Source organism: Halomonas sp. SS10-MC5, assembly GCF_015992245.1.
Taxonomy (GTDB): Bacteria; Pseudomonadota; Gammaproteobacteria; order Pseudomonadales; family Halomonadaceae; genus Halomonas; species Halomonas sulfidoxydans.
On sequence record NZ_CP065435.1, the window covers coordinates 2116801 to 2136609 of the forward strand.

Annotated in this window: 16 protein-coding genes; 2 read left to right on the forward strand and 14 right to left on the reverse strand. The window is 68.2% G+C overall.

From position 1 onward, the window contains the following. Positions 1-24: 24 nt before the first annotated feature. Complete coding sequence (locus I4484_RS09995; protein WP_197450789.1) at positions 25-3960, forward strand: AAA family ATPase; 3936 nt, start codon at positions 25-27, stop codon at positions 3958-3960. Positions 3961-3964: 4 nt separating this feature from the next. Here I4484_RS09995 and I4484_RS10000 read toward each other — a convergent pair whose 3' ends face one another. From I4484_RS10000 to queC, 4 genes are read right to left on the reverse strand one after another with little or no spacing between them, the layout of a single operon-like run. Beyond that, positions 3965-4264 carry a YkgJ family cysteine cluster protein gene (locus I4484_RS10000; RefSeq protein ID WP_197450790.1) on the reverse strand — a complete coding sequence of 100 codons (300 nt, stop codon included), beginning with the start codon at positions 4262-4264 and terminating at the stop codon, positions 3965-3967. Further along, positions 4261-5106 (reverse strand): 6-carboxytetrahydropterin synthase, encoded by an 846-nt coding sequence (locus I4484_RS10005; protein WP_197450791.1) that lies wholly within the window; start codon positions 5104-5106, stop codon positions 4261-4263. Before I4484_RS10005 ends, I4484_RS10000 begins: the two co-directional genes overlap by 4 nt. After that, entirely contained in the window at positions 5106-5750 is a 645-nt protein-coding gene (queE, locus tag I4484_RS10010; protein ID WP_197450792.1) for a 7-carboxy-7-deazaguanine synthase, read from the reverse strand. Before queE ends, I4484_RS10005 begins: the two co-directional genes overlap by 1 nt. Beyond that, positions 5750-6463, reverse strand: a complete 714-nt coding sequence (queC, locus tag I4484_RS10015) for a 7-cyano-7-deazaguanine synthase QueC (RefSeq protein WP_197450793.1) — start codon at positions 6461-6463, stop codon at positions 5750-5752. Before queC ends, queE begins: the two co-directional genes overlap by 1 nt. Positions 6464-6702: 239 nt before the next feature. Here queC and yegQ point away from each other — a divergent pair, with 239 nt between their 5' ends. Beyond that, positions 6703-8118, forward strand: a complete 1416-nt coding sequence (gene yegQ / locus I4484_RS10020) for a tRNA 5-hydroxyuridine modification protein YegQ (protein ID WP_197450794.1) — start codon at positions 6703-6705, stop codon at positions 8116-8118. 116 nt (positions 8119-8234) lie between these two features. Here the strand turns inward: yegQ and I4484_RS10025 are convergent, their stop codons facing one another. From I4484_RS10025 to I4484_RS10070, 10 genes are all read right to left on the reverse strand, one after another. Beyond that, on the reverse strand, positions 8235-9758 hold the full coding sequence (locus tag I4484_RS10025; protein WP_197450795.1) for a GGDEF domain-containing protein: 1524 nt from the start codon (positions 9756-9758) through the stop codon (positions 8235-8237). A gap of 116 nt (positions 9759-9874) precedes the next feature. Continuing rightward, positions 9875-10111, reverse strand: a complete 237-nt coding sequence (locus I4484_RS10030; protein WP_197450796.1) for a DUF2789 domain-containing protein — start codon at positions 10109-10111, stop codon at positions 9875-9877. Positions 10112-10218: 107 nt separating this feature from the next. Next, positions 10219-11271, reverse strand: a complete 1053-nt coding sequence (locus I4484_RS10035) for an asparaginase (protein WP_197450797.1) — start codon at positions 11269-11271, stop codon at positions 10219-10221. Positions 11272-11347: 76 nt separating this feature from the next. Then, the gene (locus tag I4484_RS10040) at positions 11348-12556 is read right to left on the reverse strand and encodes an efflux RND transporter periplasmic adaptor subunit (RefSeq protein WP_197450798.1); all 1209 of its coding nucleotides are present in this window, start codon (positions 12554-12556) and stop codon (positions 11348-11350) included. 33 nt (positions 12557-12589) lie between these two features. After that, positions 12590-14953: an ABC transporter permease gene (locus tag I4484_RS10045; RefSeq protein WP_197450799.1), complete on the reverse strand. Its 2364-nt coding sequence runs from the start codon at positions 14951-14953 to the stop codon at positions 12590-12592. Positions 14954-14965: 12 nt separating this feature from the next. Further along, the gene (locus tag I4484_RS10050; RefSeq protein ID WP_234283497.1) at positions 14966-15745 is read right to left on the reverse strand and encodes an ABC transporter ATP-binding protein; all 780 of its coding nucleotides are present in this window, start codon (positions 15743-15745) and stop codon (positions 14966-14968) included. Positions 15746-15845: 100 nt separating this feature from the next. After that, on the reverse strand, positions 15846-17060 hold the full coding sequence (locus I4484_RS10055; RefSeq protein WP_197450800.1) for an MFS transporter: 1215 nt from the start codon (positions 17058-17060) through the stop codon (positions 15846-15848). Next, positions 17050-17598: a hypothetical protein gene (locus tag I4484_RS10060; protein ID WP_197450801.1), complete on the reverse strand. Its 549-nt coding sequence runs from the start codon at positions 17596-17598 to the stop codon at positions 17050-17052. Before I4484_RS10060 ends, I4484_RS10055 begins: the two co-directional genes overlap by 11 nt. A gap of 140 nt (positions 17599-17738) precedes the next feature. After that, the gene (locus tag I4484_RS10065; RefSeq protein ID WP_197450802.1) at positions 17739-19046 is read right to left on the reverse strand and encodes a DEAD/DEAH box helicase; all 1308 of its coding nucleotides are present in this window, start codon (positions 19044-19046) and stop codon (positions 17739-17741) included. Between the two features lie 166 nt (positions 19047-19212). Then, a complete protein-coding gene (locus tag I4484_RS10070; RefSeq protein WP_197450803.1) occupies positions 19213-19803 on the reverse strand; it encodes a membrane integrity-associated transporter subunit PqiC in 591 nt (196 codons plus the stop codon). Between the last annotated feature and the right edge of the window lie 6 nt (positions 19804-19809).

Here is a 19809-nt window from a genome sequence, read left to right on the forward strand (position 1 = left end):
CACTTTGCCATGCAGGGTTCCGTCATGCAGGACGCTTCAGTAACCGAGCATAACAGTGAAGAGGGTGATCATCTGGCGCTGTTCGGCCAGTTCTCGCTGGCACTGGGTGATGATGTGTTGACCCAGTTCAGCTATGACAAGGTCAAGGCGCTGCTGGTCTACCTGCTGTTGCACCACCAACCGGTCAACCGGGCCAGCCTGGCCGAACTGCTGTGGCCCGACCAGGGGCTCTCCTCGGGGCGCACCAACCTGCGCCATGCGCTGCACTGCCTGCGCCAGTCGCTCGGTGAGCAGGCCGAGCGCGTACTGGTCGTCTCGCGTCAGACCATCGCCTTCCGCCGCCCCGAGAGCTGGCGCTTCGACCTGCACGAACTCCAGCAACTGCTGGAAGGCGCGCAGGATGTCGTGACGCTCGAACGGCTGCTGCGGCGCTACCGCGGCGACCTGGTGGAGGAGCTTCAGCTTCCCGCCTGCACCGAATTCCAGCGCTGGCTGGTGCAGTTGCGCAACGAGTGGCGCCAGCGCGTGATTCGCTTCGCCGAGGGCGTACTGGAGCGCAACGAGGAAGTACCCGATGCGCTGCTGCAGACCCTGGTCAGCCGCTTCTCGGGCTATGGGCCCTTCCATGAGCGCCTGGTGCGCCAGCTCGCCGAGCAGGGCCAGCTGGCCGCGGCGCACGAGCAGTACAACGCCTACCTGCAGCTGCTGGCGCTCTCCGGCCAGCAGCCCGAACCCAACTTCCTGCAGCTGGCGCGCTACTGGTCGGATGGCAGCCCCGACCTGCAGAGCCTGTCGCCGCAAGGCGCCTTCTCGCGCACGCTGGCGGCCGGCAGCTCACCGCTGCGCGAGGACGAGATCGAGCAGCGTCAGCTGTCGGTGATGGCGATCCGCCTGCGCGTCAAGGGTGAGTTCTCGGCCCGCGACGAGATCCGCGCCTGCCTGTCGCTGCAGATCGAGCTGATGCGTTGGCTGGAACAACAGTGCCACCATCTGGGAGGCTTCTGGCTGCCCGGTGCCACCGGCGGCCTGGGCCTGGCCTGCTTCGGCACCCACGGCCCGGCCCATCAGCTGGCCGAGCTGGTGGCGCTCTACGAGCACTGTCGGCGCGTGCTGCCCGACGAGGTGGCAAGGCACTGGAGCGGCGAGGACGAGCCACCACGCATCGAACTGGCGGCCGGCCTCAACAGCGGGCGTGTCGTCTATCTGCCCGAGCGGCAGCTGGTCGACCCACTGGGCCAGGTCACCCAGGGGGCGCTGGACCTGATGTGTACCGCGGAAGGCAGCGAGCTGGTCATCTCTCAGGAAGCCAGCCAGCACATGCCGCCGGCGCTGGACCTGCAGCCGCGACTCTCCTCGCGGCTGGTGGCGAGCGACGGCCGGGTACGGCTGCGGGCGCTGGTGCTGGGCCACAACGAAGGCGGCCGCGATGCCATGCCGCCGAGCCTGGTCGGCCGCGAGGCCTCGCTGCGCGTGCTGCGCGACGCCCTGGCCCGTGCCGGCATCGGCCTGCGCCAGAGTGTGCTGGTCAGGGGCGCTTCGGGCATGGGCAAGTCGGCGCTGATGGTGGGGTTTCGTCAGCTCGAGCTGAGCCGCGACGCGGCGATCTGCTGGCAGCCCACCACGCGCCTGTCGGTGCTGGAGCCTTACGGCGTGGCGCGCACGCTGCTGCGCTGGCGGCTCGATGGCAAGCTCGACCAGGAGTGCCTCGAGGAGCTGGTCGACCAGTGTGAACTCGCGCTGACACCGGAACAGCTGGGGTTGTTGGAGGAGGCCCTGGGCGTCAGGGAGTCGCCCGAGGTGGCGCAGCTGGCCAAGAGCGGCGAGGCGGTGGACCTGGTCGTGGCGCTGCTGTGCCGGGCCATCGAGCGCCAGGCCATCGAGCGCACCCAGGTGCTCATGATCGACGACCTGCAGTGGCTCGACGAGCCGTCGTTCCGCGTATTGGCGGGGCTGCAGGCACGCCTGCCGATCAACTGCGCCTTCCTGCTGGTCGCCAGTCATCATGGGCGCGAGACCCTGCCCACGCGCCTGCATTGGGATCAGCAGGTTACCCTGAGTCATCTCGATGCGATGCAGTCGTCGCGGCTGCTGTCGCAGCTGGCCAGGCGCTACCGCCTGCACCTCAGCCCGCGCCTGCGGGGCCAGATCATCGAACGCTGCGATGGCGTACCGCTCTACATGCAGGAGATCTGTCGGCGCCTGGAGATGGATCGCCGCGAAGGGCGCAGCGTCCAGCTCGATGAACTGCCTCGCGGACTCCTCGGCCTGCTCGCCGGGCGCATCGACCAGCTCGACGGCGACCGCGAGGTCGCGCATGTCGCCGCGGTACTGGGGCGCCGTTTTCGGTTCGACTTCCTGGCCGAGTGCAGCGGCTGGGAGATGTCGCAGCTTCACCGCGCCCTGGAGCAGATGCGCCGGCTCGAGATCATCGAGCCCGCCGGCGGTGAGGGTGGCTGTCGCGAGTACCAGTTCAGTCACCAGCTACTGCAGGAAGCCGCCTATCTCTCCTGTCCCCGCGACGTGCGGGTACGTATCCACCGCCAGGTCGTCAGCCTCATCGAGGAGCGCTTCCCGATGTGGATCGGCCGGCATCCGGGTGATTTCGCCACCCACCTGCGGCGCAGCGGGCACTATGCCCGCGGCGCCCGTTACTTCGAGCTTGCGGCGCGCGAGGCGCTCAAGGTCAGCGCCAACCGTACCGCGCTGAAGATGGCCGACTTCGGTCTTGCCAGCCTGCGCCACGTGGAGGGCCAGGAGGAGCGCGAGATCAGCCTGCTGACGGTACGTGGCCAGGCCGCCTTCGCGCTCGAGGGGCACGGTTCGCCGACCGCCCACGAGAGCTTCGTGCGCGCCCGCGAGCTGCTGGTGGAGCATGGCGGCTGCCACGCCGAGGACGCCGAGGATCTCGAGCAGGCCTTCCTGGTCAAGTGGGGGCTGTGGGTCGGTTGCAGCCAGCGCCATGCCCACGCCGATGCCTTCTCGCTCGCTGCCAGCCTGGCTTCGATCGCCGGTCGTCTCGAGGACCCTCGCTACCAGCGTCTCGCCGACTACGCCCGGGCCAACTGCGAGTACTGGGCGGGCCGCATCCGCCAGGCCTTCGAGCACCTCGACGAGATCGCCCCGCTGGAGCAGGCGATGCTCATCGAGTGGCTGCCGTTCTCCGAGCATCCTCAGGTGGCCGCGGCCTGCTTCCAGGGCTGGGCGATCTGCCTGCGCGGCGACTACCGGCGTGCCGAGCAGCAGGTCGAGGCGGCGATTCGCCTGGCCGAGCGGATCGGGCACCCCGGTTCGCTGGCCATGGCGCTGCTGTTTGCCGCAGCGCTCTATCGTCAGCTCGGCCACGTGCACCTGGCGGCGCGGCGCGCCGAGCAGGCCGTGGCCCTGACCGAGACGCCCGACCTGCATCTGTGGCAGGTGTCGGCCCAGGCCATCCTCGGGTGGCGCCGGGCGCTCTCCGGCGATCGCGATGGCCTGACGATGATGGAGCTGGCCCAGGAGGAGCTGGGTGAGATCACCGGCCGCGACCGCTACCATCGCCCGACGCTGTGGTACAGCGACGCCTGTCTGGCGCTGGACGAGCTTCCCCGGGCCGAGGATTACCTGGATCAGTGCCTGATGATCGCGCGTGAACGCAGCACCCTGTTCGTTTCCGAGCTGGCTGTCCAGCTGGCGCGTGTGCGTCATCGGCTCGAGCGTCCGGCGAGCGAGGTGAGGCGGCTCGTGGAGCAGGCGCTGGAGTGCGCACGCCTGCACGAGAACCGTCATCAGGAGCTGTGCGCGCTCGAGGCCTGGCTGACGTTGGTCGATGGCCAGGACGAGAGCATGCGCGAGCAGTTCCGGTTGCTGCTCGACAGCGTGAGCCACAGCGATGCCCCGGTACTGATCCGCTGGCGCATGCTGCTCGACCGGCAGCTACCTCAGCGGGACACCGGTGGACGCGTGGCCGTCGGCAACGGCTGAGGCTTCACGCAGAGGTGCCGCATTCGAGCACGGCAATTCGCTGCAGTGCCTGATTGCGGTCCTCGCCGCACAGCTCGCTATCGAAGGCGAAGCGCAGGCATACCGCGGGGCGGCGGGGGTCGCCGAACAGGCGGCAGAGATGGTTCTCGTCGAGTTGTACGCAGCGTACGCCGGCCGGCTTGCCGTGGGGCATCCCGGGTATCGGTGAGCTGATCGAAGGCGCAATGCAACAGGCGCCGCAGCCGGGGCGGCATTGCGCGCGGGTGGGTGTGTCCCCGGCCGCCCGTGCGGTCCCGGTGCTCACGGTCGCGCCTCGGCAATCGCCCCCTTGTCGATCCCCTCGAACGCCTGTACGCGCGTGGGCCTTCCCGTCTCTTCGGCAATCTGCCGGGCCAGCCAGCGGGCGATGTGCTCGACCGTGGTCGGCGAGTCGAGCACGATGCAGCGCTCCAGCGGCAGCCGCAGCTGGAAGCGGCCCTGTTCGGCACGATAGCGGCTGGTCAGGCTGGGATGCATCTCGGGTTCCACCTGGTCGATGATGTCGCTCTGGTCGACCAGGTAGCGATCGTCCAGGTAGCCGGCCCACTGTGCCTCCAGCGCCGGACAGCGCTCGCCGCGCTGCCAGACGTGCAGGCGCGAGCGATGCCCGTGGGCGATACGCTGACAGTTGCCGCCGTGGTGCTTGAGCCCGTGGCTGTAGGTGTAGACGGCACCATCGACGACCTCTGGACGCAGGCGCAGGCGGATGTCGCTGACCCGCGGCGGTGGCCGCTTCATCAGCTCCCGGGCGAGGAAGTCGGCGAGCCGCTCGGGGGTGATCTCGGCCCAGGGCAGCAGGGTGAAGGCCTGGCGCGGGGCGCGAACCACCAGCGGGTAGGGCAGCGAGGTGCGAATGCAGATTCCCTCGCTGCACTCAGCGATGCTGATGCCGGCGGCACGCGTCGGCACCAGCAGCGTGTGGTCGGCGCCGGCGTCGAGGCGCGACTTGATCCATGGCTTGACCTCACCGAAATCGAACAGCATGCCATCCTCGCCGAGTTCGCCGTCGAGCTCGGCATCGACGAACCAGCTGACGCCGATGAGGCCGCGCTGCGGGCACCAGAGTGAGGCGTCGAGCTGGGTCAGCCGGTTGACGAATAGGGTCATCAGTCGATTCCCGTGATCTTGTGGGTTTGCAGCGAGAGCCGCCACTGCGGGTGAGCCAGGCAGTAGGCCACTGTCGCGTCCAGATGGTGGCCGCCGGCAGCCAGCGGCGCGGTATCCATGGGTTGCAGGAAGAAGTGCCCGAAGTCGAGGTCGATGAAGCGCTCGGGAGGGGCTTCCGCCTGGGGGTAGACCAGCTTGAGTTCGTCGCCGTGGGTCAGTACCAGGGACGTGGCGGCCTTGGGGCTCACGCACAGCCAGTCGATGCCGGCCGGGACGGGCAGGGTACCGTTGGTTTCCACCGCGACTTCGAAGCCCCGCGCATGCGCAGCTTCGATCAATGCCTCGTCGAGCTGCAGCAGCGGCTCACCGCCGGTGAACACCACGTAGGGTTTCGCCCGCGTGCTGTCCATGGGCCACAGCGCCACCAGGTGGTCCGCCAAGGCCTCGGCGGAGGCGAAGCGCCCGCCGTGCTGGCCGTCGGTGCCGATGAAGTCGGTGTCGCAGAAGCGGCAGGCGGCGCCTGCCCGGTCCTGCTCGCGCCCCGACCAGAGATTGCAGCCGCTGAAGCGACAGAAGACGCTGGCGCGCCCGGCACGTGCCCCTTCTCCCTGCAGCGAGTAGAAGGCTTCCTTGACGTGATACATCAGACCCCTCCGCCGGCAAGGTCGGGGCGCGGCGCATCGGCGGCATACGCGAGCGGGTCGCTCACGCCGTTGGCGGCGAAGGCGGCGAGTCGTTCGCGGCAGCTGCCGCAGCGGCCGCAGGCAAGCGCCTCGCCGCGATAGCAGGTCCAGGTCTCGGCGTAGTCGAGCCCCATGGCCAGGCCATCGGCAAGAATCTCCGCCTTGCTCGAGCGCAGGAAGGGCGCATGAATCTCGACCGGCGCAAAGTTGGCGATGCCGGCCACCGCGCCCATGGCTTCGACGAACTCGGGGCGACAGTCAGGGTAGAGCACGTGGTCACCACCGTGGGCGCCGTAGTCGACACGCCCGGCGCCGACGTTGACCGCCTTGGCGATGGCCAGCGAGAGCAGGATCATGTTGCGGTTGGGCACGACCGTGGCGGTGAGGTTCTCCTCGCCGTAGTCGCCTTCGGGCATGTCGCGGCTGGCATCGGTCAGCGCCGAATTGTCGATCAGGCCATGGATGGCGCGGATGTCCACCACCTGGTGCGGTACGCCGAGCGCGGCGCAAACGCAGGCGGCCACCTCGAGTTCGCGGGCGTGGCGCTGGCCGTAATCGAAGGAGAGGGCATGGACCTCGAGCCCTGCGCGCAGGGCGCGGTGCAGCACGGTGAAGGAGTCCATGCCGCCGGAGTAGATCACCACGGTGGCGCTGGGGGAAGATATCGGGGGCATAGTGAGACTCTGTATCGGAGAATTTGTCGTTCCCGCCTTGGGCGGGCGCCGGGATCCGGTCCGGCGCGCATCATTCTACTTGACCGGAAAGCCTAGTGCACGTCGCTCGGTGGTGCTGGCGAGGTGCCCGTGCTGTTATAATGCGGCCCCTATCAGCGCCCGAGCGCTGTCTGAAAAGTCGGCGAACGCAGCCAGTTTTCAGGCAGTGACCCGCCATCGTCCTGAAAACGGTGACCCCAATGAAAGCTCCCGAACTGCTCTCCCCCGCGGGAACGTTCAAGAACATGCGCTATGCGTTCGCCTATGGCGCCGATGCCGTCTATGCCGGTCAGCCGCGCTATTCGCTGCGCGTGCGCAACAACGACTTCAAGCTCGACAACCTCCATCGTGGCATCGCCTATGCCCACGAGCGCGGCAAGCAGTTCTACGTGGCGTCGAATATCGCGCCGCATAACAGCAAGCTCAAGACCTACCTGCGCGACATGGAGCCGGTCATCGAGGCGGGGCCGGACGCACTGATCATGTCCGACCCGGGGCTGATCATGATGATCCGCGAGCGCTGGCCAGAGCAGGTCATTCATCTCTCGGTGCAGTCCAACGTGGTCAACTGGGCGGCGGCGAAGTTCTGGCAGCGGCAGGGCATCAGCCGCATCATCCTGTCGCGGGAGCTGTCGCTCGAGGAGATCGCCGAGATCCGCGCCGAGTGCCCCGACCTCGAGATCGAGACCTTCGTCCATGGTGCCCTGTGCATCGCCTATTCGGGGCGCTGCCTGCTCTCCGGCTACTTCAATCACCGCGACCCCAACCAGGGTACCTGCACCAACGCCTGCCGCTGGCAATACAACACCGTGGCCGCGGCCCAGGACGAGACCGGCGACCTGGTGCCGGCCAACTCGGCGGCGGCGCATGCGGCAAGCGGTGTGTGGACGCCCGGCCAGGGCGGCCTGATCGCGTCGGGCGGCGGCAGTACCACCCTCAGCACGGCCACCGCCGGCGGCGTGGAGGGGCAGGACGAGCTTTCGGCGCTGATCGAGGACGCCACCCGGCCGGGCGAGCTGATGCCAATCTTCGAGGACGAGCACGGCACCTACATCATGAACTCGAAGGACCTGCGCGCCGTGCAGCACGTGCCCAGGCTCGCCGAGATGGGGGTGACCTCACTCAAGATCGAGGGCCGCACCAAGTCCCACTACTACGTGGCACGCACCGCCCAGGTCTATCGTCGTGCCATCGACGATGCGGTGGCCGGCAGGCCCTTCGACATGCGCCTGATGGATGAACTCGACAACCTGGCCAACCGTGGCTACACCGAGGGGTTCTATCGGCGCCACGTGCACGACGAGTACCAGAACTACGAGCGCGGCAATTCGGTCGGCGTGCACCAGCAGTTCGTCGGTGAGGTGATCGGCTACGATCCCGATCGCGGCGTGCTCGAAGTCGACGTCAAGAACCGTTTCGAGGTAGGCGACGGCATGGAGCTGATGCTGCCCGGCGGCAACCGGCGCTTCAAGCTCGAGCACATCGAGAACAAACGAGGCGAATCGGTCCAGGCGGCGCCGGGCTCGGGTCATGTGGTGCGCATTCCCGTGCCGGGCGAGGCCATCGCGGCGGAGCGAATCGAATTTGCTTTGCTGATGCGCGATCTGCCGGGCTAGTCCCGGGGCGGCCGGTGGCCGGCACTCTATCACGACGAAGGCGGCCAGATGGCCGCCTTCGTCGTCTTGTTTGGTTCGCTTGGCGGCGACTGAATTGCCGCCTGGTGAATCGTGATTCAGGCGGAGGGATCTGACTCCTCGTAGTGGCCCACGCCGTCGCGGCCGCCATGCTTGACGCGGTACATGGCGTGATCGGCCGCGTCGACGAGGGCGGCGGCATCGTCGAATTCACCGTCCTCCAGGTCGGCGATGCCGATGGAGGCGGTCACGTGCAGCGGCTTGCCGTCGGCCTGGGCCAAGGGCTGGGTGGCCAGGTATTCGCGGATGCGATCGGCCAGGATGCCGGCATGCTGGCGCCGCGTGTTGGGCATGATCACGAGGAACTCCTCACCGCCGTAGCGCCCCGCGATATCGCTCTCGCGCACCATGTTGTTGAGCGCGGCGGCGAAGTGGATCAACACCTCGTCGCCGAAACGGTGCCCGAAGCGATCGTTGATGCGCTTGAAGTGATCGAGATCGATGAACATCACCGACAGCGGCTGCCGGGTCTGGCGGGCGCAGTCGAAGTGCTGCGCGAGACGTTTCTCCAGCCAGGGACGATTGGCCAGCTGGGTGAGGTGGTCGGTGCGGTGCTGCTCGTCGAGCACGACGTGGCTGGCGTGGAGCGCCTCCAGTTCACGCTGTTGCTCGGCCAGCCGAATGGTCATGCGCAGGTTCTGCTCGAAGAGCAACTCCTTGGCTTCTGCCAGCAGGTGGGTGCTGTCGATGGCGGGCGGGCAGGTAATCTCGAACAGGCGGGCCAGCGAGGGCAGGCGATGCTGGAGCTCCTGCATGACCGTCATCAGCATGACGATGTCCAGCGAAGCGACGGAAGCGAGCTGGCGCAGCAGGGCGCTGAAGGCGGAGGCCGAGTCGGCGGCGAGCCAGCAGTCGGCGATACGGCAGGAGAGGCGCAGGCAGAGCTTGCGCGCATCGCCGTCGGCGAGCTGGCCATGGCTGTCGATGATGCCGAGCGCGATGGGGGCGGGCACTCCCCAACTGGCGGCCAACCAGGCGCCCACCAGGGCGTGGTCGCAGCCGTAGCGTTCATGCTCGGCCTCGCTCAGCCTGTGGTGCTGGCGAAGTTCGGGGATGTGGGAAGCATAGGCATCGCCATCCAGCGCCTCGAACGCCAGGATGCCGATGTCCTGCAGCAGGGCGGTGGTGAACAGCTGCGAGGCTTCCTGGGGACAAAGGTGCTGGGCCAGCTCCTGCGTGGCGCTAGCGGCGATGATGGCGCGCTGGCATAGGTATTCGTGGTCGAGCACGGTGCCGGCGCCGGGGCGGGGTAAGCCGAAACTCAGGGCGATCGCCAAGGTGGCGTCCAGGCCGATGCGCGAGACGCCATCCAGGCAGGTGGAGACGGCATTCCCGCCGCGCGAATAGGAGGCGCTGTTGGCCATGGAGAGGAGCCGCAGGGTGAGCGCGGGATCCTGCTCGATGGTGCGGGCGTAGTCGGCAAGACAAGGGTCGGACGAGCGGGCGATGGCGATCACGCGCGCCGCCGCTGCCGGCAGGCTGGGCAGCGTGCGGCATTCGGCCAGTCGGGTGCGCAGGGCTTCGGGCAAGGGCGGTAGCTGTAGATTGGCGAGGCCGGCCACGCCAGATGATTCCGCTATCGATATCCTATCGATCGGCATATTGTTCCCGCCCATGCTGGTTCTTGTTGTCCCCGGCCAAGCCTAGCAGAACGGTTAGCTGCCAAGCGTTTGAGACACTAGGGCTTCCTCAACGATGCATCGAGGTGGTCGACGACTTCCGCCCAGTCGGCATCCTCCTCCAGCGCCGTATACAAGAACTCGGCCTGGCTGGGGTTCCAGAAGGGTGCCTGGTATAGGGCCATCTCGGGCGGAAGCGGAGCGTGGCGCTCGAGAAATGCCTTGATCGAGGCCTCATCGGCCGCAAGGCCCAGCTGTTCGAATAGCTCGCTGAAGGGGTGGTCGGGATGCTCCATGTCACAGCTCCTTACGCCTGGGATTCCGGTTCGTTACGTTCACCTTAGCCCGGCTGCGGGGGGACGCCAGCCGGTATGCCGGGCATGGCCGGCCGCTGCCGCAGGGGTCAACGCTCGCCCACCAGCGGGGTGAGAAAGCGTCGGCGACGCTCCTGCTCATCGAGGGGTTGGGCCAGGAGATGCACCAGCTTGGTCAGGGCGGCCTCCGGGGTCATGGCATCCCCCGACAGCACACCGGCCTGCAGCAGACCCTGTCCGGCTGCATAGTGGCCCGGGGCGATGCTGCCGATCGGGCACTGGCTGATCGCGGCGATCAGCTTGCCCTCGCCGCTGGCCTTGGCCAGCACGCCGATCAGTTCAGGGTCCGCTGGGATGTTGCCCCCACCCCAGACTTCGAGCAGCGCGCCGCGAACTCGCGCGTCGCTGAGCCAGGCGTCGAGCTGCCAGGCCTGGATGCCGGGCCAGAGCGCGAGCCTGGCCACGCCGCCCACGGCCAGTGCCGTGTAGTCGGGAAGTTCGAAGCGGGGAGCGCCGCGCTGCTGGGTTTCTAGACCGCGGCCGGGATAGAGGATCACGTCGTCCTCGACACGCTCGCCGAGAATCGGGTAGTTGGGGCTGGCGAAAGCGTCGTCGGCCTCGCTGTGGGTCTTGCGGGTGCGTACGCCCCGCAGCAGGCGCCCACAGAAGGCCACGGCGACTTCCTGCAGCTCCGGCCTGGCGGCGAAGCGCAGGGCGAGCTCGATGTTGTCCAGGGCATCGCTGCCCTCGGCCTCGAGCGGATGCATGGCCCCGGTCACCACCACGGAGCGGTCCAGGCCCTGAAGCTGATAGGCCAGGCTGGAGGCGGTCCACGACAGGGTATCGGTGCCGTGCAGTACGACCACGCCGGCATATTCACCCACTTGGGCGGCGATGGTCCCCGCCAGGCGCTGCCAGTCACGCGGTGTCGCCGCACTCGAGTCGATGGGATCGTCCGCCGCCTGGACCGCGAAACTGGGCAGGCGGGCCTGGCGCGTGGGCGGGAGAGTGGCCAGGGCGCGCCGCAATCGAGCCTCGATGTCTCCACCGGGTGCCAGCCCCTGGTCGCTGGGCAGCATGCCCAGGGTGCCTCCCGTGTACAGTACCAGCACGGGGCGATCGGCGAAGGGGGACTCGTTCATGGCGGCTCCTGCATTGTCGTGTTCGAGGGCGCGGCTGGGCGCGCGAGCGACATGATAGCGGGACTCGCCGGGGAACTCACTCGTCGGCGCTGACTCTGACGCCCTCTGCGACTCGTTCGCCGGGATGGGTGATCACCGTGTCGCCCGCCTCGAGCCCCGAGAGTACTTGGCTGACGAGCCCCTGGCGTCGCCCCGGTTCCACTGACCGGCGCACGGCACGCCCCGCTTCGATCACGAAGACGCTCCACTCTCCCTGGTGGCGAAACAGCGCGCTGGTGGGCATCTGCAGGACCTCATCGGCCGCCCAGACCAGGAATTCGGCATCGACGCGAAAGCCGCTCCCCAGGCCCAGCGTGGCCAGATCGAGCCCATCGGCGAAGTCCACAATCACCGGGACCCGCTGTTCGTCCACGCCGAGCGCCGAGGTGCGGGTGAAGCCGGATGGCGCGATGCGCCTGACGTGGCCTGTCAGCGGTTCGCCGCCCCAGCCGGTGATGTTCACGCTCATGCCGGGACGAAGGCGCACGGCGTTCATGGAGAGCAGGTCGACCTGGATCTCCAGGTCGTCGAGGCTGCCCAGCTCCAGGATCGGATCGCCGGCCGAGACGCTGCCCTCGCAACAGCGGTAGCGGGTCAGCACCAGCCCCGACACCGGAGCGCGAACCTGCAGCACCGGTTGGTCCGATTCGCTGCGCTGGCCGCTGGCCACGGCGAGCAGTGCCCTGGCGCTCTCCACCTCGAAGCGCGCGACCTCGACCCCGGAAGCCGCGGAATTTTCCAAGGCCCGAAGCCGGTCACGCAGGTTCTGGCGCTGCTCCAGCTCGGCGGTGGAGATGAGATTGCGTTCATGAAGCTGGCGGTAGCGCTGATACTCGGCCTCGGCGAAGCGCCGGTCGGCGCGTGCCGTCTCGAGGTTGGCCTGGGCGGCACGTAGCCGGGCCTGAGCGGCCTGCAGGCTGTCCTCTGCCTGCTGTCGCGTACGCACGTCCAGCGCCGGTGCTGGATTCGGCTCGAGGCGGAACAGCGTATCGTCTTCCGCGACCCGGTCGCCTTCTTCGATCGTCACGCGCTGGAGAAAGCCGGCGATCGGTGCCGAGACGTTCCAGGTATCGCGCAGGCGGGTGCGGCCCTCTTCGATGATCGAATCGGTGAAAGGCCCCACGCTGACCCTCGCCACGTTGACCGGCACCGGCATGGGGCGCAGTGCCCAGGCCAGCAGGGCGAGCAGCCCGAGTCCCAGCGCGGCCCAGATGGCGTAGCGTATCCAACGGCGACCTTTCTTCATGTTCTTCCCCTGTTGTGCTGGAGACTTGGACCGTCACTCCACGGCCTTGAGGACGCGCAGCTTGTCGAGCCGGCCGAGGCGGCGGAAGACGAGTACGCCGACCACTGCGGAAGCGGTCAACACGCCGGCGGCGGCGAAGCCGAAGACCTGGGAGCTGAAGACCAGCGGTATGCGGAACAGGTCGTTGCTGAAGGCGGCGTGCAGCAGGCGAATGAAGACGGTGCCGATGGCCCACCCCAGCGGGATGGCCGCCAGGGTGAGCAGGGCGATCTCCCCCAGCAGTACCCGCGCGACTTCCGCCCGGGTGTAGCCCAGCACCTGCAGGGTCGCCAGCTCCCGGGCGCGCTCGGCGAAGGCGATGCGGGCGTTGTTGTAGACCACGCCGAAGGCGATGGAGGAAGCGATGGCAACGAAGATGACCGCGAACGTGCGCAGGGTCTCGCCCATGTACTCACGTATGCCGCGCTCGGCCTCGTTGAGCAGGCCGATCGACGCCACCGCGGGCATCTCCCACAGGGCGGCGTGCAGCTCCGCGGCGTGCGCGGGGTCGACCAGCAGCCACGCGCCGCTTATCGCAGGGCCTTCATGCACCAGGGCGTTGAGCGTATCGCGGCGCAGGTAGGCACCGACACCCAGCGGCTCGTCCACCACGGCGACGAGAGCCAGGCGCAGGCGCTCGCGCCGTCCCTCCATGACCGCGACTTCGAGCATATCGCCGATGCTTGCATCGAGTACCCCGGCCAGATGGCGTGTCAGCATGATGCCCGCTTCGGGCACGGGCTGGGCCTGGCCACGAGAGTCGAGTACCCGGCGCAGCTGCGGCTCGGGGTCCAGGCCAAGCAGGCTGGTGCGGTACTCGCGATGGCCATGGACCAGGGTGGCAGGCACCCGACGCCAGGTTTCCACCGCCAGTACGCCAGGCTGGTGGCGCAGTTCACCGGCGGCACGGGCCGGTGTCGGGTCGTTGAAGGTGAGTTCGACATCCATCCGCAGTACCTGGCGGTACTGCTGGTCGATCATCTTGTCCACCGCGGCGAGCTGGTAGGCGCCGATCATCAGCAGGCCGGCGGACAGGGCAATCCCCACCACGGAGAAGCCGGCCTTGGCCGGATGCCGGGCCAGGTTGCGCAGCACGATACGACCTTCGTTACCTAGCAGTGTCGAGGGCACCAGGCTTTCGAGCCAGCTGCGGCGAAAGCGATGCGGTGCCGGCGGCCGCATCGCCTCGGCGGGTGGGCGACTGACCGCTCGCCACACCGCGTGCCAGGTGCCGGCCAGGGCGGCACACAGCGTCACCCCAAGCGACAGGGCCAGCGCCCAGGGCGGCACGCCGAAGCGCATCTCGGGGAAACGGAAATAGGCGCGATACACCTCGGCCAGGCCGCTGGCGGCCCAGCCGCCCAGCGCCACGCCCACGGCCCAGCCGAACAGGACGATCGCAGCCGCCAGCAAACCGTAGTGCCGGGCCAGCTCGGTGTCGCGATAGCCGAAAGCCTTGAGGATGGCCAGCTGCTCGCGCTGGGTCTGGATGATACGCCCCATCACCACGTTGAGCAGGAAAGCCGACACCGTCAGAAAGATCGCCGGCAGTACGGTGGCCATGAGGCGCTGCTGGTTGAGCTCCTCCTCGATGAAGCGGTGCGACTGCTGGTCATGGCGGGTCTGCGCCCCGATGGCGCCATAGCGGGCCAGCGCCAGGTCGAGGGCGTCGATGACATCGTCCCGACTGGCCCCCGCCTGCAGCGTCAGGCTGAGGCTGTTGAAAGCACCCTCCATGCCGTAGGCGCGGGAGAGCGAGCGCTGGTTCATCCACAGCACCGCATAGCGGCGATAGTCAGGCATCAGGTCGGTGGGGGCGGCTTGGTAGAGATACTCGGGACTCAGCGCGATACCCGCGATCGTCAGCCGGGTATGACGGCCGTTGACGATCGCCTCCAGAGTGTCGCCCGGTCGCAGACCATGCGCCTCGGCAAAGGCGTCGGAGACGATGGCCTGGTCGTCGCGCCCGGCTTCCGGCAGGCTGCCGCTCAGCAGATGGAGCCGATTGAGCAGCGGCTGGCGACCGTCGGGCAGCGACAGCAACAGGCCGCGTACCGGATCGCCGTAACCGGGTACCGCCAGCCGAACCGCGGCGCGAACCCGGGGTTCGATCAGGTTGACGCCATCGAGCCGCTGCAGCTGCTCGAGCACGCCCAGGGGGGCGCGCTTGACCTCGGCGAAGATCTCGGCGAAGTGATGGCTGGCGTAGAACCGGTCGCGGGCACCGGACAGCGCCTCCAGCGTGGTCACGGCGAGAATCAGCGTCATCACGCCGCTGGCGATGACCAGGGCGATGGCCAGCGCCTGCCCCTTGAGACGCCACAGGTCGCGATACAGTTTGCGGTCGAGTGTCTGCATACCTGCGTCCGGCTACCAGCGCAACTCTTGCGGCATGCGGCGCCGGGCATTGGCCTGCAGCCGTTCGACCCTGCCGTCGCGCAGGCGCACGATGCGATCGGCCATGTCGCCGATCACCTCGTTGTGGGTGATGATCGCCACGGTGGTGCCGGTTTCGCGATTGATGCGCTCGAGGACTTCCAGCACCCGGATGCCGGTCTGGAAGTCGAGGGCGCCGGTGGGTTCGTCGCATAGGAGCACGTCTGGCTGCTTGGCCACGGCGCGGGCAATGGCAACCCGCTGCTGCTCGCCGCCAGAGAGCTGCGAAGGAAAGTGGTCGAGACGATGCTCTAGCCCCACCAGCGCCAGGGCCTCCTCGGGGAGCAGCGGGTGACGGCTGATATCGGTGACGACGGCGACATTCTCCCGCGCGGTGAGGCTCGAGATCAGATTGTAGAACTGAAACACGAAGCCGACGTGATGTCGCCGAAAGCGGGTCAGCTCGCGCTGGTTGGCATGTGCCAGGTCAATGCCCTGGGCCTGTGCGGGCGAAGTCGTACCCGAGTGGCGAGGGACGGAGTGATGAGGGTCGCGTGGGTCGCTCGGATAGTAGAGCAGCGAGCCCTCGCTGGGACTGTCCAGGCCGCCCAGGATGTTGAGCAGGGTGGACTTGCCCGAACCTGAAGCCCCCAGCATCACCACCAGCTCCGCCGCATGCAGCTCCAGATCGACGCCGCGCAGCGCCTGGATGGTGATTTCGCCCATCGGATAGAAGCGCTTCAGGCCGCGGGCCTGGAACACGACGCGGGACATGGCGTAGGGGCTGCCTCGTGGAAAGATTAGAGACAGGCTAGCATGCCGGGGCGCCGGCACGGTGTTGATCGAGGTCAAGAAGCGTTCAGGTTGGCGGGGGTTAGCGCGTGAACAGCCTACCGCTCTGATCCAGATCCAGGCGACGGTTGCGTCCTGCCAGCAGGGCGAAGGTAATGGCGACGGCCACGATCAGCAGCAGCACGATGGTGATGGCATCGATGGAGACCTCGAACTGCAGCAGCACGCCCACCGCCAGCGGTCCCATGGCGGCAAGGGTGTAGCCGCCGCCCTGGGCCAGGCCGGAGAGCTTGCCGGCCAGGCGTGAATTGGCCGTACGCAGCACGATCAGGGTCAGCGCGAGGCTGAAACTGCCGCCCTGGCCGAGCCCCAGCAGCACCACCCCGGGCCAGCGCCAGTTCTGCCCGGCCTGCAGCAGCAGCCACAGGCCGCCCGCCACGCAGCCCAGTACCAGCAGCAGCGCCGGGCGTTGGTCACGGCCGAAACGCGCCAGCCATGGCGCACCCAGCGCCGAGATCAGTTGCACCATGACCGAAGCGCCCATCAGCCAGCCGGCCTCGGCTTCGCTGTAGCCGCGGCTCTGGAGCAGGGTTGGCAGCCAGCCGAAGACGATGTAGGCCAGCGAGGATTGCGTGCCCATCAGCAGCATTACCTGCCAAGCGAGCGGCTGCCCGAGCAGCTCGCGCATGCTGCCGCCCGGGGGCGGCGCGGGCAGGTTGCGAGGCGTGCGCGGCATCAACGACACCCAGGCGAGCAGGGCCACCGCGGCCAGCAGCCCCCAGCTCACCAGACTCCAACGCCAGCTGTCCATGAGATCGGCCAGGGGAATGCTCAGGCCGGCGCCGAGGGCGCCGCCCAGGCACAGGGCCATGGTATAGACCCCGGTCATCAGGTCTGCCCCGCCGGGCAGCTCGCGCTTGACCAGCGCTGGCAGCAGCGTGCCGGCAACGCCGATGGCGGCGCCCACCAGCAGGGTGCCGCCGAACAGCAGCACCACGGCCGGGAGGCCGCGCAGCAACAGGCCGAGAATCAACAGGCCCAGTGCCAGGGCGAGCGTGTTTTCTGGCCCCGCGCGCTTGGCGAGCCAGGGCGCCAGCGGCGCGAAGACACCCAGGCAGAGCACCGGCAGGGTGGTCAGGGCCCCGATGGCCAATGGCGACAGACCGGTATCGGCCCGAATTCGCAGCAGCAGGGGCGCGAGCGAGGAGAGGGCGGGCCTCAGGTTGAGGCCCACCAGTACCATCAGCAACAGGAAGAGGACGAGGCGTCGGCGATCGGGACGGGCGTCAGTCGTCATGGCCTCGCCACTTGTCGGTTCCTCTGCTGGTGTCATTTCGTACGGCAGCGTCGTCCACGTCGCGGCGGGCAATCAGGGGGTGCTCGTTGACGCCGCGCGGGTCGTAGTTGACCCGCCCGGGAGCGGAGGCGCCCTGCAGCTGGCGACGAATGTCGGATACGTCCTCGACGCTGATCAGCTGCTCCTGGTTGCCCAGCACCTGGCGCTGGGAGACCAGCCGGCCTTCGAAGGTCCAGCAGCGCTGCGGCACTTGGGCGACGTACCAACTGCGGCCGTTCCAGTGGGCGTGGCCCTGTTCGTCCAGCTGCAGGGACTCGAGCGGCACCAGGGCAGCGAACAGGCGGGCATTGAGCACCAGACCGCCACAGGCCATGGTGACGGCGCCTTCGTAGCGCCCGGCATGCAGGCACTCAACGACGCTGCTGCGCTTGGCTCGGGGCTCGACGCTGCCCTGGCCGCAGAGATGCAGCAGGCTGTCATCGATCTGCTTGATGACCCAGACCGGAATCGGTTGCTTTCCGGTCAGCCATTTGAGCATGCTCGAGTCTCCTTGCGTCACCCGGCGAGGTGGGATGGGAATCAGTGGCTTGCGGCGTGTCGGGGTTGGATCCGCCAGCCGTCAAACCGTATACCATCCCGCACCTCTCGCCAACCACCAAGCCGCCGCGTGCGTGTCGCTCAGGCCCGGCGAGTGCGCGGCCCGCGGCTGCGCCGGCGTCGTGGCGCCTGAGCGTCGCCGCCGGCCGCGTTGCCGTCACGTTGTCCCGACTGGCCCCGGTTGGCGCCGCCCTGGCCCGAACGGCCGCCGCGACGGTTGCGCCCGTTCTCGATCGGTTCGGGCTTGGCGTTCGGGTCGGGCTCGAAGCCGGGCTCGATGTGCTTTTCCAGGTCGCGCTTGATCAGCCGCTCGATGCCCTTCAGCAGCCCGTGCTCGTCGACGCAGACGAGCGAAACGGCCTGGCCCTCGCTGCCGGCACGGCCGGTGCGGCCGATGCGGTGGACGTAGTCCTCGGCGACGTTGGGCAGCTCGAAGTTGACCACGTGAGGCAGCTCGCTGATGTCCAGGCCGCGGGCGGCGATGTCGGTCGCCACCAGCACCTGCAGGTCGCCGCTCTTGAACGCCGCCAGCGCCTTGGTGCGTGCCGACTGGCTCTTGTTGCCATGGATCGCCATGGCCGGGATCTCCTGCTTGGAGAGCTGCTCGGCCAGGCGGTTGGCACCATGCTTGGTGCGCGTGAAGACCAGCACCTGATGCCAGGCGTGGCGGGTGATCAGATGCGCCAGCAGGTCGCGCTTCTTCTCCCGGTCGACGCGGTAGACCGCCTGGTCGACGGTTTCCGCCGTGGTGTTGCGGCGAGCCACCGAGATCTTCTCGGGATTGTCGAGCAGCTTGGCGGCCAGCGCCTGGATCTCGTCGGAGAAGGTGGCCGAGAAGAGCAGGTTCTGGCGTTTCTCGGGCAGCACCCGCAGCACCTTGCGAATGTCGTGAATGAAGCCCATGTCGAGCATGCGGTCGGCTTCGTCAAGCACCAGAATCTCCACGCGGGAGAGGTCCACGTGCTTCTGCTGGTGCAGGTCCAGCAGCCGGCCGGGGGTAGCCACCAGCACGTCGAGGCCGGGGCGAATGGCGTCGACCTGGGGTTGCTGGCCGACGCCGCCGAAGATGACGTGGCTCTTCAGGGTCAGATGACGGCCGTAATCGGCGACGCTTTCGCCTACCTGGGCGGCTAGCTCGCGGGTCGGGGTCAGCACCAGTGCGCGTACCTGACGCGGGCCGGGGCGTGGGCCATCGGCCAGACGCTGCAGCATCGGCAGGGTGAAGCCGGCGGTCTTGCCGGTGCCGGTCTGGGCGCTGGCGAGCAGGTCGCCGCCCTTGAGCACGGCGGGAATGGCCTGGCGCTGGATCGGGGTCGGGGTGGTGTAGCCCTGGGCCTCGACGGCACGCAGCAGTTCGGCACGCAGGCCGAGATCGGAAAAGAGGGTCATGCGGTCTCCGCAGATACGTCATGGCCTCGTCGTGTGCGACATGCACATGACCAGTCCCGGGCCAGGACGCGAGAAATTCGGTTCAGGGGCGCGGCAGGAGGGACCACGAATCGCCGCGAGGCACCAGTATGCCACAGCCATCTCGAATATGCAGTAAGACCGTGCCTCAGCGCGCCTGCCTGATGCCGGCGGCGATCTCGCCGGCCACCTGGTCCCAGCTGCTGCCCAGCGCGCGCACCAGCGCCGGGTAGCCGTCGTCGTCGAGCACCGTCTCCGCATGGAAAGGCTCCATGGCCAGCAGACGTCCATCGGGTGCCAACAATTGCCACTGGCCGCTGGCGATGGCCAGGCCGTCATGACGCCCCTGGAAGCGGTCCACCTCGAGGCGCAGGCGCAGGGCCTCGCTGCGCCCGAGGCTGGCATCGTCGCGCATGACCCGGGTATCGGTGAGGCGCTCGCTCAGCCTGGCGCGCAGGCCGCGCTCCAGCTGGCGCCCCAGCGGCTCGGCCCAGAGGTGCTGGCGCGCGGCGTTGAGCGTGATGTCGTCGAGTTGCAGGACGATGCCATCGGTATCCAGGTAGTGCGCCAGGCGCGGCGAGTGCACGATCAGCAGGTGCTCGGTGGTAGGGTTGCCGTCCTTCGCTGCGGTACCGGCGTCGGGTAGCAGGTATCGGTTGGCCGGCGCCGAGGACGAGGCGCAGCCGCTGGCCAGCAGCAATATGCCCGCCACCAGGGCGAGCCGGATCATCCGCCTCATGCAACA